We start from the raw sequence: 15,998 nt of genomic DNA, 5'->3' as shown, positions 1-15,998 counted from the left end.
TTAAAATTGCCACTAGTGGAAGGGGTCTAAGATGTCATTTTTAATTGACTGGATCTCACAGATCGTTCTATTTATATTTCTAGCAACGATTATTTCTTTGTTAATACCAAAAACTTCTCATGAGAAGGTAATCAAAGTTGTATTTGGAATGGTCATTTTCTTATTGTTTCTACATCCTTTATCAACTTTATTTCAAGTTAATCCAGAGTCTATTATTTCTTCTTTTGATATGCCAGAACTGTCTATAACAACTGAAGAGATGGAAAATGAAATTTCCGGCAAAAAAAATGAAATACAAGCCTCAACTGATGCATATATATTAGAACAGCTAGAAGAAAGTATTAGATCATCAATAGAAGAGGAGTTGATACAAGAATATGAAGTTGTGATAGAGGATGTTTCGATAGAGCTCAATGATGATTCAGATGGAGAAGTCCAGGAAAACATTGAAACCATCACCTTTCTCTTGAGTGAAGATGACATCGTTCAGGAGGTGGAAACAGTTCAGATCCCTGCTGAACAGTCAGAGGAGAACACCAACCAGGAACAAATTAAACGAACGATTTCCTCCTTCTTAGGGTTATCGATCGATTCCATTATTATCGAATGGGAAGGAGAGTAAAACATTGAATTGGAAATCCATTTTCAAAATGAAAGATGAATCGGACCGACCAACTAAACGTTCTTACATTTTGTTGATAGGTCTTATAGGTCTACTATTCTTAATCGTTTCAAATATTTTTGGTGGACAATCTGAACCTGAAGATCCTTCCTTTGAAGATGAACAGGAAGTCTGGCTTGGAGATGACGGAGATGAACAAGCATCATCAGAAGGTGACGAGATTGCAGAAATTCAAAAAGAGATGCAAACCGAACTCGAACGAGCATTAGAAGCAATCTATGGAGTATCAGATGTCGAAGTTGTCCTGCAGTTAGATTCATCCGCTCTCAAAGTCTATGAAAGAGATACGATTGAGGGTTATCAGAAAACAGAAGAAAATGATCAAAATGGTGGGGATCGTATTGTTGAAGATGAAACCATCGAGCACCAAACTGTTCTTGTTAGAGATAATAACAGTGAAGAACCACTGTTAATTCAAACGAAAAGTCCTGCTATAAGAGGTGTTTTAGTTATTGCGGAGGGGGTTGATCGAATTCAAGTAAAGGAGATGGTTATTGAATCAGTATCGAGGTTATTAGATGTTTCAACACATCGTATTGCAGTAATGCCAAAAGGTGAGGAGGAATAATATGGTATTGAAAAAACAGACTGTGTGGTTAATTACCATGTTAAGTTTATTAATTGTACTGAGTGTGTACTACATGACTTCCCCAGGGGGTGAACAGGTGGCTTTGATCCCGGATGATGATGAGGATCCACGTCATGAACAACCGGATGAAGACTCCGAAGGTTCACCTGATTCTACAGATACGACTTCTGCTGTTGATGTAGAAATGGACGACCTTTCAGCTGGTGAGTTATTTACAACGATTCGTTTAGAGACAGAAGACACAAGAAGTGAGTTGAAAGAAGAGCTATCTTCTATTGTTGCCTCAGATTCAGCGTCAACTGATGAAAAAAATGAGGCCTGGGAGCAAATGTATGCTCTACAAACAACGGCACAAAAAGAATCAATTTTAGAGCAGATGATTCAACAAGAGAAAGAATTTCGTGATGTCCTAGTTAGACAGGAAGATGATGTCGTTAGAATAACCGTGATCGCAAACGAATTGTCAGCTTCAGATGCTAATCATTTAATGCAGATGGCTAGAGATGAGTTTGGAGATCTAGATGTTCGCGTGAAACTTCAAGAAGAAGAGGCGTAAAGGTACCTCCATATCCGTTTGGGTATGGGGGTTTTCGTTTAAACACTCCTAAATAGGAATAAAATAGTACAAGAATCTTTTTAAATGTTCTTAAAGTTAAAGTTGAAGATATGCTACTATTTATCGTACAATGTTTATTAGGAATTATTAGTACCTGTTAATAAAAAAAAGGAGTGCTAATCGTATGTTAAAAGTACAAGAAATTCGTGAACTAATTAAATTAGTAGATGATTCATCCATTTCTGATTTTACTTATGAATCAAATGGAACTAAAGTAACGATGAAAAAAGAAAATGGTGAGGTTGTACCAGTGACAGCAACTAAACCGGTTACAGTAGAAGCTAAACCGGAACCTCAGCCAGAACCAACACAAGTTGCAGAACCAGCTAAAGAGGAAAAATCAGAGCCCAAGAAGCAAGAGGAAGCACCTCAAGCTGAAGCAACGACTGACTATGATCATGAGATTGTATCCCCAATGGTAGGTACATTTTATGAATCACCATCTCCAGATGATGATCCATATGTACAAGTTGGAGACCAAGTAGATGCAAGCACGGTTGTTTGTATTGTAGAAGCAATGAAACTCTTTAACGAAATTGAAGCAGAGGTTAAAGGAGAAATTGTTGAAATATTGGTTGACAACGGAGAGTTAGTTGAATACGGACAACCATTGTTCCGAGTGAAAAAGAAGTAAGGAGGGATTGTCCGTGATACAAAAAGTATTAGTTGCTAATCGAGGAGAAATTGCCGTACGAATAATACGTGCCTGTAAAGAATTAGGAATTGAGACGGTTGCGATCTATTCTGAGCCGGACCGAGACTCATTGCATGTTCAGATAGCTGACGAGGCTTATTGTGTAGGTCCAACATTGAGTAAAGACAGTTACTTAAATAAAACCAACATTATGAGTGTTGCTAAGTTAACGAACTGTGACGCAATCCACCCAGGGTACGGGTTTCTTTCTGAGAACGCTGATTTCGCAGAGATGTGCGAAGCTTGTAATGTCACTTTTATCGGTCCTAGCGCTGATTCTATATCAAGAATGGGAACCAAAGATGTGGCACGAGAGACAATGAAGCAAGCGGGTGTTCCAATCGTACCAGGTTCTGACGGAATCATTGAGAATGTAGAAGAAGGTAAGAAAATAGCTGAAGAAATTGGTTACCCAGTCATTATTAAAGCCACTGCTGGTGGTGGAGGTAAAGGGATAAGGGTAGCTAGAGATGAAGAAGAATTGATTAATGGGATTAGAATGACTCAAAATGAAGCGGAAACAGCCTTTGGAAATCCAGGTGTTTATTTAGAGAAATTTATTGAGGACTTTAGACACGTGGAAATCCAGGTATTAGCCGATCAGCATGGTCACACCGTTCATCTAGGTGAGCGTGATTGTACCATTCAACGTCGCCTACAAAAACTTATTGAAGAAACACCATCACCAGCTATCAATGATGAGCTACGCCATAAAATGGGAGATGCGGCTGTTAAAGCTGCTCAAGCAGTTGATTATGTTGGAGCTGGCACGATTGAATTTATTTTTGACCAAAAGCAAAACGGTTTCTATTTTATGGAAATGAATACAAGAATCCAAGTTGAGCACCCTGTAACGGAGATGGTAACAGGAGTTGACTTGATAAAAGAACAAATAAAGGTTGCTAATGGGGATCAATTAGCTTTCACCCAAGATGAGATTACCTTTAATGGCTGGTCAATTGAATGTCGGATTAATGCTGAAGATCCATATAAAAACTTCATGCCATCAGCAGGCAAAGTAGCTATGTATTTGCCACCAGGTGGTTTTGGTGTTAGAGTGGATTCTGCAGCGTATACAGGCTGGAATATTCCACCTTATTATGATTCGATGATTGCTAAGCTTATAACACACGGGAAGACACGTGAAGAAGCGGTTGAACGTATGAATCGCGCTCTTGATGAGTTTGTCATTGAGGGGATTCATTCTACAGTTCCTTTCCATAAAAAAATGATGAATCATCCAGTCTTTGTTGGTGGAGATTTTAATACTAAGTTTCTTGAAAATTATCGTGTGATGGAAGATGATGAATAGAGGTGACCAGGATGGATGAGAACCAATTGTTAAATGTGAGTGCTGATAACTCGTTAGGTCGAGTTGAAATTGCTCCTGAAGTCATTGAGGTAATTACAGGTATTGCCGTTAATGAGGTAACAGGTGTTGCTAACATGCGAGGCAATATCGCTTCTAATGTGACAGAAAGATTGGGTAAGAAAAAGCAGCATGGTAAAGGAGTCAAGGTTGAGCTAACTGATGACGGAATTGAAATTGACGTCTATACGGTACTTGACTATGGTGTTTCTATTCCTAAGGTAGCTGAAAAGATTCAAGATAACATTCGGACAACTTTAAAAAATATGACGGCACTAGAGATTATTGAGATCAATGTTCATGTTGTCGGCATACAGATTGAAGAAAAATCAGATGAATTAAAGCCTGAAAAATAAACAGAAAAGTCTAACTCATGGGGTACGATTACTTCGCGTGAGTTAGGCTTTTTTTTGAGTATGTGTTTGAAGTTTGGGGAAACTCTAGTTACGCAAATGAACATTTCAACATGTATGTTTGTATGACCATAAGAATAATAAATTATTTTTTGTATATCACCTGTTTCATGGTAAACTAATTTTGAACGTGATAGGATTAAAAAAAGCAATATAGAAGGAGTAAGACAGTATGAGTCGGAAACATAGTCGAGAAAAAGCTTTTCAAGTGTTATTTCAAATAGATATCAATCCAAATAGCACACCAGATCAGTTAATTCAAGCAATGGATGAGGATTTGAGTGATTTTGCAAACCAGCTAATAAATGGAGTATTAGAACAGAAAGTTGAGTTGGACCAAGCCATTAGTGAAAATCTTGATCATTGGTCTTTCTCTAGAATAGGAACTGTAGAAAAAACATTGTTAAGAATTGCCGTATTTGAAATGAAATACGTTGAAGAAATTCCTGAGAAAGTATCCATCAATGAAGCTGTTGAATTGGCAAAGAGGTTTCATGATGAACAGTCAGGGAAATTTATTAATGGTGTTTTATCGAAATTTATACGGAGTTAGAAGGTGAGTAGTGAATGAGTACGACCATTATGTATGGAAATGTGGTTGCTGACCAAATTCGGTCAAACTTAAAAACAGAGGTTGAACAGTTGAAAGAAAAGGCCATTTTTCCGAGGTTAGTTGTTGTGATCATAGGGAATAATCAGGCATCAAGTACTTATGTTAGAATAAAGAAAAAGGCCGCAGAAAAAATCGGAATTTCATCAGCTGTCTATGAACTTGAGGAAGATACCTCAGAAGACTATTTAATTAATCTTATCAAGCAGTTTAATGAAGATTTGAACACACATGGGATTCTCATCCAACTCCCACTGCCTAAGCATATTAATGAGAAGCGCGTTCTTGAGAGTATTTCGCCAGATAAAGATGTTGATGGTTTTCACCCAATTAATGTAGGACGTTTATCAATTGGTCAAAGAGCATTTCTTCCCTGTACGCCGTTAGGAATTATCAAGCTATTAGATTATTACGGTGTTTCAGCTCAGGGTAAGCATGTCGTTGTTGTTGGAAGAAGTAATATTGTGGGGAAACCCGTGGGGCAAATGTTACTAAATCAACATGCTACCGTTACCTACTGTCATTCCAGGACTAAGAATTTGTTTGATTATACGAAACAGGCTGATCTTTTAATTGTAGCAGTTGGTCAAGCTCACTTGATAACTAAAGAAGCAGTGAAAGAAGGGGCAGTTGTTGTTGATGTAGGTAACACCTTTTTAGAAGACGGTAAAGTGGTTGGTGACGTGGCATTTGACGAATTAAAAGATGTAGTTAGCCATATTACACCAGTACCTAAGGGTGTTGGCCCTATGACAATCACGATGTTATTACATAATACAATTGAAGCAGCTAAACGCTTAAATTAAAGGAGTTATGATCGTGGAGCAAAAATATTTAACAGTTACAGCTCTAACGAAATATATTAAAAGAAAATTCGACATGGATTCACACCTTAAGGGAGTTTGGTTACAAGGAGAGATTTCCAACTTTAATCATCATGCTCGTGGACATATGTATTTTACGATTAAAGATGAAAATGCCAGAATCTCAAGTGTTATGTTTGCCTCCAGTAACAGGAGCTTGAAATTCAAGCCCGAAAATGGGATGAAGGTGCTGTTATATGGTGATGTGAGTGTTTATGAACGAAGTGGCCAATACCAACTGTACGTTCAAAACATGGAACCAGATGGTGTTGGGGCGCTTTATTTAGCTTATGAGCAATTAAAGAATAAACTTCAAGCAGAAGGTTTATTTTCTAATGACCGAAAAAAAGCCATTCCAAGATACCCAATGAATATAGGGATTATTACTTCACCTACTGGAGCTGCTATAAGAGACATATTAACGACGATCAAACGTCGATATCCAATGGTAAAGTGTACGGTTATTCCTGTATCTGTTCAAGGTGAAGCCTCACCACAATCTATTGTAAATGGGATACATAAAGCTAATGAATTAAAGATGTTTGATACTCTAATTATTGGACGTGGTGGAGGTTCTATTGAAGAGCTATGGTCTTTTAACGAAGAAGTGGTAGCTAGAGCCATAGCGTCATCACAGGTACCGATTATTTCGGCAGTTGGCCATGAAACGGATTTCACCATTAGTGATTGGGTCGCCGATTTACGAGCTCCAACTCCAACGGCAGCAGCTGAACTTGCTGTCCCTTCATATGAAGAGTTGAAGCAGCAAGCAACTTCATTAACGCACCGGTTAAATCAACAAATGAAACAAACTCTAAACACCAATTTCGATAAACTTAATTCATTAAGAAATGCTTATGCCTTTAAGTTCCCTGTTCATTTAACAAGACAAAAGGAACAGGACCTAGATCGTCATGTATGGCAACTGACCAAAAATTTTAGAAACTTAACCGATCATAAAGCTCATCATATTAACTCGATGAAAGAACGCCTAAAAGCCAATTCTCCAAAACAAATGATAACAGAGAAAGTACAACAGAAGGATTATTTAACCAATCGTCTAAAATCAAATATGACTAGTTATCACCAACAACAAACTAATCAATTTCAAAAGCACATGGAGAAATTAGCCATTCTCAGTCCATTAGAAACGATGAAACGAGGGTATTCGATCACTTATGATGACTCAAATACGATTATTAAGTCGTCTAAACAAGTAGGCTTAGGTGAGCAAATAAAGGTCTCATTAATTGATGGACAAATAAGTTGTCAAGTATTAGATAAAGAAGAGAGGGATGGTCAAGATGGATAAGGAGAACCTTACTTTTGAACAGGCAATGGATCAGTTGGAGAAAATTGTTGAACAGTTAGAACAAGGGGATGTTCCTTTAGAAAAAGCTATTGAATATTACAAAGATGGTATGCACTTATCTAAAGTTTGCCATCAAAAACTAAAGCATGTAGAAAAAGAAATGACAGAAATTCTTAATGAAGATGGTCAACCAGAGCCATTTTCGGTGGAGGAAGAGTAATTGTGAATAAGCAAACGCTAACAGAGAAACAGAACTGGATTAACGAAAAGCTCTATCAAACGACTAACCATATACAATTACCTAATAAACTAAAAGACGCTTTAATGTACGCTATAGAATCTGGTGGAAAACGATTAAGACCTATATTAATGTTATCTGCATTTGAAGCTTTTTCTAACCATCGTGATAAAATAATTACGCCCGCTGTTGCATTAGAGTTTATCCATACTTATTCGCTTATACATGATGATTTACCGGCTATGGACGATGATGACTTAAGAAGGGGGAAAGCAACTCTTCATAAAAAGTTTGACGAGGCAACGGCCATTTTAATTGGAGATGGTCTATTAACTTTTGCTTTTCAAACGATTACGACCTCCTCGAAACTAGAAGCTGAGGAGAAAGTATATGTTTTAAGTCAATTGAGCAAATCTGCTGGTTTTGAAGGAATGATCTCTGGACAGTTTATGGATATCGAAGCTGAGAACCGTCACATTTCGCCTGAAGTATTAAGTGAAATTCATCATAAAAAAACAGGTGAATTAATTCGCTCTTCAGTAAGAATCGGAGCATATTTAGGAGGGGCAACACCACCACAAATTGAAGCCCTTGATGAGTATGCAAGGTATCTAGGCATTATTTTTCAAGTTCAAGATGATATACTAGATGTCATTGGTAGTGAAGAAGTGATCGGTAAACCAGTTGGCAGTGATGAATCACTAAATAAGAGCACGTACCCACAACTCTTAGGTATGGATGGGGCTATTAAAAGGCGTGACCATTATATGTTACAGGCTAAAAAATCATTAGAAGAAGCTAATGTTGCTCAATCAGATTTATGGGAATTTATTGAGCTGTTTGGTAATCGCACCCACTAAAGCCAATAATAATTGTTAGAAATAAAACGATATGATAAAATATACGTACGCGAGGGATGGTGCAGTATTCTAGTCGGTTCTCCATTTCTGAAGGCGGGCCTAAAAATCCGCCAAAGGGCACATCGATGAAGTTTCTGGTGTTGGCTTGAGGCGCCCAGCCTTGGGTCGATGCTGGGAGTTAAGGTTGTAGGGCGATCCACAATGGCATGTGGGCGTTGACCCTGCTTCCGTGGAGGCCCATATTTGTGCTCTATTAATCTCAATTAATAGGGTATGAAATGGGGTATGAACCTGCATGATAGGAAAAGAACTATCTGCAGCGTAGCCTGCCTTGAGTGGTGTTTAGGGGATTACAATTAATACATTCTTACTCGTGTGGCCAACGTTAAGAATGTTTCACGTTGTATGAAATAGACACTGCAAAAGAGGCTAGGAAATGGTTAAGAACTGTCGAGGAAAACTCCTAGACTGTTCCATCGACACTTGAAAGGGATTATGGTGCGGACTAAGTGGTAATCCAGTCTAGCCTACGGTGACGTGGCTAAAGTCATCTTAAAGGGGAACCGCCGTTGTGGCAACACACGGTGATGACTTGGGAAAACCAACTGGACCTAAGCCGCAATTTTTACCTTTTGAGTGACCATCCCTCTATCGTACATAAGGGTTCTAAAGGATGGCAACAATACGTTTGAGGTTGTAAAATGAAAAAAATAATAAAACAATCAATTAAATTTTGTCTTAGTATAGCCGTTATCACCTTTGTGTTAGCGGCCATTTTTACAATTATATCGCAGTCTATTTTAAGTGGTGTTGGATGGATTGTTGGTATGATTATTGTTTTGTTGATCGTACTAATAGGTGTAGCTTCAGATATGATGGGAATAGCCGCTACTGCAGCTAGTGAGGCACCCTTTCATTCGATGGCCTCAGAGAAGGTTTATGGAGCGAGAAATTCTATCACGATCGTCAGGAACGCAGATAAATTTGCTACTTTTTGTAACGATGTAATAGGAGACATAGCTGGAATTATAAGTGGTACAGCCTCTGCTCTCGTTGTTATTCAATTGGCAGTAGCCATAGGTGACGGACAGTCGTCCACTTTCCAATTTACGATATCTGTTATTTTTACAAGTCTAGTAGCTGCTATAACAGTCGGAGGTAAAGCTCTAGGAAAAGCTATTGCTATTAGGGCATCGACTGATTTAATTTTATTTGCTGGAAAGGTAACGACATTTTTAGAGGAAAACTTACGTATCCGTGTGTTACCATCACATAAAAAGTAAAAGACTAAGACGACTCGAAATTTTAATAAAGGTGAGTGATCCGATATGGATCTTAAAGACATTAAACATCCATCACAGATTAAAAACATGTCAGTAGAACAGTTAAGAAATTTAAGTGAGGAAATACGTACTTTCTTAATAGAGAACTTATCAAAGACTGGCGGACATTTGGGCCCTAATTTAGGGGTGATTGAGTTAACCTTAGCGCTACACCATGCTTTTGATAGTCCGAAAGATAAGTTCTTATGGGATGTTGGGCATCAGGCCTATGTTCATAAGATGCTGACTGGTCGTACAGAACAATTTGATACGCTTAGGCAATATAAAGGGCTTTGCGGCTTCCCGAAGCGTAATGAAAGTGAGCATGATGTTTGGGAGACTGGGCACAGCTCTACTTCATTATCAGCTGCAATGGGAATGGCAATTGCTAGAGATATAAGAGGTGAGAACCATTCGGTAGTGCCGATTATCGGCGATGGTGCATTAACAGGTGGTATGGCACTCGAAGCTTTAAACCATATAGGTCACGAACAAAAAGATATGATTGTCATTTTGAATGATAATGAAATGTCAATTGCACCGAATGTGGGGGCACTACACAATGTTCTTGGACGATTAAGAAGTGGACAAAAATATAATTGGATAAAAGACGAGTTAGAAGTGCTACTTAAAAAGATTCCTTCAGTTGGTGGTAAAATCGCTAATACCGCTGAACGGATTAAGGACAGTATGAAATATATGGTTGTTCCTGGAATGTTTTTTGAAGAACTTGGCTTTACTTACTATGGTCCTGTAGATGGTCATGATTTTGATGATTTGTTTAAATCCATTAACTACGCTAAGAAAACTGAAGGGCCAATTATTATTCACGTACTAACAACAAAGGGTAAAGGATATCAACCAGCAGAGACTGATACAGTTGGTACTTGGCATGGGGTTGGACCATATAAGATTGAATCTGGTCAATCTTTAAAGAAATCCTCTAGTGGCCCTGCTTGGAGTAAAGTAGTAAGTGATACATTAATGCAGGTTGCCGAACATGACCAAGAAGTTGTCGCTATTACTCCAGCCATGACAGTAGGCTCAAAACTAGAAGAATTTAAAAAGAAGTTCCCAGATCGCTTATTTGATGTCGGGATTGCTGAACAGCATGCTACAACAGTAGCTGGTGGATTAGCTACCCAAGGTATGAAGCCATTTTTGTCGATTTACTCAACCTTTTTACAACGAGGTTTTGACCAGGTTGTACACGATATATGTCGACAGAATTTAAATGTTGCATTTGGTATTGACCGAGCTGGTTTAGTTGGAGCAGATGGAGAAACTCACCAAGGTGTGTTTGATATCTCTTTCCTGCGAGATCTACCCAATATGACATTAATGATGCCAAAGGATGCTCAGGAATGCCAAGATATGGTACACACTTCACTCTATCATAATGATGGACCTATTGCTGTTCGTTTTCCACGAGGAAATGCCAAGGACCATCCCGAGAAAGGAAAGTTTAATCCTGTCCCAATTGGTAGTTGGGAAGTGCTGAAAAATGGCGATGATCTGGTTATTCTAACTTTTGGTACCATGGTTGAAAGAGCGTTAACTGCTGCAGCTTCATTAGAGAACTATGATATATCCGTAAGAGTTGTTAATGCGCGATTTATTAAGCCATTAGATCATCAGATGTTAAATCAAATTGCAAAGGAAAATTTACCAATCCTTACCGTTGAGGAACATGCATTGCAAGGTGGCTTTGGTAGTGCCGTTTTAGAATATTATGAAGAACAAAACATCCATGCCCCATTAATTAACCGGATGGGGATCCCAGATCGTTTCATCGAACATGGAAGTGTCGATATGTTATTAGAAGAAGTAGGCCTAACTGTAAGTAATATTGAAAATCAAGTTAGGGAAATGGTACCAACTAAAGAGAAAAGGGCATGAAGAATGAAGAAAGTTCGTTTAGATACTTTATTAGTTGAACAAGGTTACTTTGATTCCAGAGAAAAAGCTAAAAGGTCAATTATGGCAGGTTTAGTCTATACTGATCATGAAAGGTTGGAAAAGCCTGGAGTTAAGGTTGATCCTTCCATAAATATTAATGTAAAAGGCAAAGCAATTCCGTATGTAAGTCGCGGTGGTTTAAAGTTAGAAAAGGCGATCAAAAATTTCAACGTGGATCTGTCCAATCGGTTAGTAATGGATATTGGCTCATCAACTGGTGGCTTTACAGACTGTGCCTTACAAAATGGTGCAAAGGAAGTTTACGCTATTGATGTTGGCTATAATCAATTGGACTGGAAGCTTCGTAAAGACGAGAGAGTTCATGTTATGGAGCGAACCAATTTCCGTTATGTTACCCAGGATGACTTAAAGGAAGGTTTGCCTAGTGTTGCTGTTACAGATGTATCTTTTATATCACTAAGACTTATTTTCCCTGTACTTAAAAACCTTCTTGTTGATCATGCAGATGTAATCGCGTTAATCAAACCACAATTTGAAGCAGGTAAAGATCAAGTTGGGAAAAAAGGCATCGTTAGAGAACGGAGCATACATGTTCAAGTGGTAAAAGATATGATTAAGTTTATCGGTGAACAAGGATTTAGTGTTATTCATTTAGATTACTCCCCGATAACAGGAGGAGATGGAAATATAGAATTTTTAGTTCATGCGAAGTGGACCAAGGGTGATATACAACCCCTTTCTATAGAAGATAGTGATGTTAATCGTATTGTAGACGAGGCTCATGACAGTTTCAAACGTAAACGTGCCAAGGAATAATGAATCGATTATCATCTGTTTTCACACAATGTATTTCAGTAATCAACATTGTAATAATCAAGTTGGTGAGGGTTAAGAGTGAAAAAAGCACAAAGATTATTAAAAATTAGAGATCTTATTTACAAGTATGATATCGAAACACAGGATGAGCTTGTTAGAAAGTTCCATGAGCTTGGTTATGATGTTACCCAAGCAACAATTTCACGTGACATCAAAGAGCTACAGTTAGTTAAAGTGCCAACTAATAATGGTGGATACAAATACAGCCTGCCTGGAGATACAAAAGTTAATCCAACTGAAAAACTTCAAAGAACTTTAATTGAAAGCTTTGTTTCTTTAGATCGTGCAGACCATTTTATCGTGCTAAAAACAGTTCCTGGAAATGCACAGGCTGTTGGAGTACTTGTTGACCAGCTTGATTGGGAACACATTATGGGTAGTATTTGTGGAGATGACACGTGCTTAATTATTTGTCGAACTCCAGATCAAAGCCAACAGATATATGATGAGTTTATGAAAATGCTCTAGAATTTGAGGTGGCTATTCGTGTTAGCACAAATTTCGATAAAAAATTTTGCTATTATTGACGAAGTGAATTTAAGTTTTAATGATGGGTTAACGGTATTAACTGGGGAAACAGGAGCGGGTAAATCGATCATTATTGATGCTATACAATTATTGGCTGGTGCAAGAGCGTCGGTTGAATTTGTAAGACACGAAGCAGATAAAGCATCAATAGAGGGTTTATTCTTCATCGATAACCCTGATCACCATGTTTATCAGACAATGGACCAATTCGACGTTCCAAAAGATGAAGAAGGAAGTATTGTAATTGAGAGGTTTATTACTTCTAAAGGCAAAAGTATTTGCCGTATTAACGGAAAATTAGTTACGTTAGCAATTCTAAAGGAAATCGGATCACAATTAATTGATATTCATAGCCAACATGAGACCCAATCGTTAATGAATCCTGATCGACATATACAACTGCTAGATCAATTTTTCGAAGAAAAGCTAAAGGAGTCAAAGTTACATTATTATGAGCTCTTTGAACAACTTCAGTCATTGAATAGTCGCCTTCAAAAGCTCTCACATGATGAACAAGAAATCGCCCAGCGAATTGACTTACTTAAATTTCAATATAATGAATTAACTGAAGCCCAATTGGAACCAGGAGAAGATGTGCAACTAGAAGATGAGCGAAAGCAGTTGATGAATTACGAGCGTATTTATGAAGGTTTACAAACGGCTTATAATTCTCTTTCCGGAGAAGAACGTGCTTTAGATTTCTTAAGTCATGCCATGATCTCCTTAGAACAGCTTGAGGATGTTGATTCTCACTTTGAAGAATTATCTCAGCAACTAAAGTCCAATTTTTATCAACTCGAGGATCTTTCTTTTCAGATCAGTAATCGATTAGAAGGTCTTGAATTTCAACCGAATCGTTTAGAAGAAATAGAGTCGCGCTTGTTCGAAATTAATCGGTTGAAACGTAAATATGGAAAAGAAGTGGATGAGCTGTTAATTTTAATGGCAGAAATGGAAGAAGAATTGGAGCAACTGGAGAACAAAGATAGTCACCTTCAGTCACTGGAAAATGAAATTGAAGAAATAACTAAAGATGCACTAATGGAAGCTGAACATTTGCATAAGTTAAGAAAAGAAGTTGCCGTACAGTTAAAAGACGCCATTCAAAAAGAACTTAAGGAGCTCTACCTTGAAAAGGCTGAATTTGACACAGAGTTTACAACGTTACCAGGTAATATCTTATGGAAAGACAAAAGTATTAAATTAATAAGACAAGGTCTCGATCACATTCAATTTTTAATAACAACAAATCCTGGAGAACCACTTAAACCTTTACATAAAGTTGCCTCTGGTGGTGAAATATCACGCATCATGCTTGCAATGAAGAGTATCTTTTCACAGCATCAAGGGATGACGAGTGTCATATTTGATGAGGTAGATACTGGCGTAAGTGGACGGGTTGCTCAGTCTATTGCTAAAAAAATCCATCAAATATCAATTGATTCTCAAGTTCTTTGTATAACCCATTTACCACAAGTAGCTGCGATCGCAGACCATCACTACTTAATCGAAAAACAAGTAATTAACAACAGTGTTACTAAGACTCATGTACAGCCACTTAAAGATGATGAATCCATTAATGAAATTGGTCGAATGATCTCAGGGCATGATTTAACAGACACTACTAAGAAACATGCCCAAGAATTAATTCAACAAGCTCAAGAACTTAAAAGCCAAACCACCTAAAGTTAGTATAGGTGAGTTTGGCTTTTTTTATTAATTGGTTTATACAGAAAAACAAAATGCATTGTAGGAAATGATAAACTGATTTACATTTAGTTTTATCGTTTAAAATGACCAGAAAAAGTTCAAATTAACGTTAAGGCTTCAATTAGAAGAAATGAGGAGTGTCAATTTAATGAACCATTCACGTATAATTCTGCATTTAATTCTCCTTGTTTCGTTTGTTCTGCCATTTACAGTGTCTGATCATGTTGCTGCCGATGCCATTAATGAAGTAGAAGAGATAATACCTGGTGGGCATTCCATAGGAGTTAAACTCCACACATCAGGTGTTGTCGTTGTAGGTTTTAGCCCCATACAAACCGATGATGGAAAAATATCACCAGCTGAAGAAACAGGTATCGAAATTGGTGATATTATTTTGCAGGTCAACCAACAAAAAATTGAGGACATGCAAACATTTACTCACCTGATCCAGAAGTATAAGGATGATGACACCCCGATTGAATTATTAGTTAAACGACAGGAGCACATTTTTCCTGTAACCATCACTCCTGTTTCTGATGAAGATGATGAATATCGCCTTGGTTTATTTATAAGAGATGCTACTGCAGGTATTGGCACGATGACTTTTTATGATCCAAAATCAAAACGCTATGGTGCATTAGGACATGTGATTACCGATCACCAAACAAAGCGCCCGATTGATATTTATAATGGAAAAATTGTTCCTTCTAATATTACTTCCATTAATAAAGGTGAAAGTGGTTCACCTGGTGAAAAAAGAGCACGCTTCTCAATGGAAGATAAAAGCTTAGGGACCATTCAAAAGAATAGTGATTATGGAATTTTTGGTAAGCTTGAAGATGAAGGCCCATTTTTAGAAGATCATGTTGATCCATTACCCGTAGCCCAAGCACACGAAGTTAAAGAAGGAGAAGCAAAAATCTTAACTGTTGTTGAGGATAATAAGATTGAAGAATTTGAAGTTGAAATTGTCAGTAGCGTTCCATCGAAACATCCAGAAACAAAAGGAATGGTCGTTCAAATAACAGACCCAGACTTATTAGATGCAACAGGTGGAATTGTACAAGGGATGAGTGGTAGCCCAATCATTCAAGACGATAAGATCGTCGGAGCTGTCACTCATGTGTTCTTAAATGATCCTACAAGTGGTTATGGTGTTCATATAGAATGGATGTTAAATGAAGCTGGTTTGGAAATTAAGGATGAACAGAAGGAAGCAAGTTAATTAATGGAAAGCTGTCTCAAAGGTCACCAGACTTTTAGGGGCAGCTTTTTACTTTCTATTCACGAGCATTAATGTCGAATAATGTATGATTTTGTAGAAGAATATGTTAAAAATAATAAAATATTATATTCATTTAAAAAATTTACATTTAAAAAAGGGATTTTTACCTGT

General features: G+C 37.6%; 17 protein-coding genes. All 17 read left to right on the top strand.

Annotated elements, in window-relative coordinates; genetic code table 11:
* Window positions 1-31: 31 nt before the first annotated feature.
* Complete coding sequence (gene spoIIIAF / locus HWQ49_RS03270) at window positions 32-622, top strand: stage III sporulation protein AF (protein WP_188206130.1); 591 nt, start codon at window positions 32-34, stop codon at window positions 620-622.
* Window positions 623-626: 4 nt separating this feature from the next.
* Entirely contained in the window at window positions 627-1,250 is a 624-nt protein-coding gene (gene spoIIIAG / locus HWQ49_RS03265; RefSeq protein WP_188206129.1) for a stage III sporulation protein AG, read from the top strand.
* Window position 1,251: 1 nt separating this feature from the next.
* Window positions 1,252-1,827: a SpoIIIAH-like family protein gene (locus HWQ49_RS03260; protein ID WP_188206128.1), complete on the top strand. Its 576-nt coding sequence runs from the start codon at window positions 1,252-1,254 to the stop codon at window positions 1,825-1,827.
* Between the two features lie 184 nt (window positions 1,828-2,011).
* Window positions 2,012-2,521, top strand: coding sequence for an acetyl-CoA carboxylase biotin carboxyl carrier protein (gene accB / locus HWQ49_RS03255; RefSeq protein WP_188206127.1), 510 nt, complete (start codon window positions 2,012-2,014; stop codon window positions 2,519-2,521).
* A gap of 13 nt (window positions 2,522-2,534) precedes the next feature.
* Entirely contained in the window at window positions 2,535-3,893 is a 1,359-nt protein-coding gene (gene accC, locus HWQ49_RS03250; RefSeq protein WP_188206126.1) for an acetyl-CoA carboxylase biotin carboxylase subunit, read from the top strand.
* An 11-nt stretch (window positions 3,894-3,904) separates the two neighbouring features.
* Complete coding sequence (locus HWQ49_RS03245) at window positions 3,905-4,306, top strand: Asp23/Gls24 family envelope stress response protein (protein ID WP_188206125.1); 402 nt, start codon at window positions 3,905-3,907, stop codon at window positions 4,304-4,306.
* A 229-nt stretch (window positions 4,307-4,535) separates the two neighbouring features.
* Window positions 4,536-4,916 carry a transcription antitermination factor NusB gene (gene nusB / locus HWQ49_RS03240; protein WP_188206124.1) on the top strand — a complete coding sequence of 127 codons (381 nt, stop codon included), beginning with the start codon at window positions 4,536-4,538 and terminating at the stop codon, window positions 4,914-4,916.
* Between the two features lie 14 nt (window positions 4,917-4,930).
* Window positions 4,931-5,779: a bifunctional 5,10-methylenetetrahydrofolate dehydrogenase/5,10-methenyltetrahydrofolate cyclohydrolase gene (locus HWQ49_RS03235; RefSeq protein WP_188206123.1), complete on the top strand. Its 849-nt coding sequence runs from the start codon at window positions 4,931-4,933 to the stop codon at window positions 5,777-5,779.
* A 13-nt stretch (window positions 5,780-5,792) separates the two neighbouring features.
* Window positions 5,793-7,148 (top strand): exodeoxyribonuclease VII large subunit, encoded by a 1,356-nt coding sequence (xseA, locus tag HWQ49_RS03230; protein ID WP_188206122.1) that lies wholly within the window; start codon window positions 5,793-5,795, stop codon window positions 7,146-7,148.
* Entirely contained in the window at window positions 7,141-7,368 is a 228-nt protein-coding gene (locus HWQ49_RS03225; protein ID WP_188206121.1) for an exodeoxyribonuclease VII small subunit, read from the top strand. Before xseA ends, HWQ49_RS03225 begins: the two co-directional genes overlap by 8 nt.
* A 2-nt stretch (window positions 7,369-7,370) precedes the next feature.
* A complete protein-coding gene (locus HWQ49_RS03220) occupies window positions 7,371-8,246 on the top strand; it encodes a polyprenyl synthetase family protein (protein WP_317450899.1) in 876 nt (291 codons plus the stop codon).
* Between the two features lie 701 nt (window positions 8,247-8,947).
* A complete protein-coding gene (locus HWQ49_RS03215) occupies window positions 8,948-9,529 on the top strand; it encodes a hypothetical protein (protein ID WP_188206120.1) in 582 nt (193 codons plus the stop codon).
* A 45-nt stretch (window positions 9,530-9,574) separates the two neighbouring features.
* A complete protein-coding gene (gene dxs / locus HWQ49_RS03210) occupies window positions 9,575-11,467 on the top strand; it encodes a 1-deoxy-D-xylulose-5-phosphate synthase (protein ID WP_188206119.1) in 1,893 nt (630 codons plus the stop codon).
* A 3-nt stretch (window positions 11,468-11,470) separates the two neighbouring features.
* Window positions 11,471-12,304, top strand: a complete 834-nt coding sequence (locus HWQ49_RS03205; RefSeq protein ID WP_188206118.1) for a TlyA family RNA methyltransferase — start codon at window positions 11,471-11,473, stop codon at window positions 12,302-12,304.
* A 78-nt stretch (window positions 12,305-12,382) separates the two neighbouring features.
* Window positions 12,383-12,832: a transcriptional regulator AhrC/ArgR gene (gene ahrC / locus HWQ49_RS03200; protein ID WP_188206117.1), complete on the top strand. Its 450-nt coding sequence runs from the start codon at window positions 12,383-12,385 to the stop codon at window positions 12,830-12,832.
* An 18-nt stretch (window positions 12,833-12,850) separates the two neighbouring features.
* Entirely contained in the window at window positions 12,851-14,578 is a 1,728-nt protein-coding gene (recN, locus tag HWQ49_RS03195) for a DNA repair protein RecN (protein ID WP_188206116.1), read from the top strand.
* Window positions 14,579-14,750: 172 nt separating this feature from the next.
* A complete protein-coding gene (gene spoIVB / locus HWQ49_RS03190; protein WP_223154960.1) occupies window positions 14,751-15,827 on the top strand; it encodes a SpoIVB peptidase in 1,077 nt (358 codons plus the stop codon).
* The last annotated feature ends 171 nt before the right edge of the window (window positions 15,828-15,998 follow it).

This window comes from Alkalibacillus aidingensis (genome assembly GCF_014595945.1).
GTDB classification, from domain to species: Bacteria; Bacillota; Bacilli; order Bacillales; family Alkalibacillaceae; genus Alkalibacillus; species Alkalibacillus aidingensis.
This window is presented reverse-complemented; position numbering and strand designations above follow the sequence as displayed.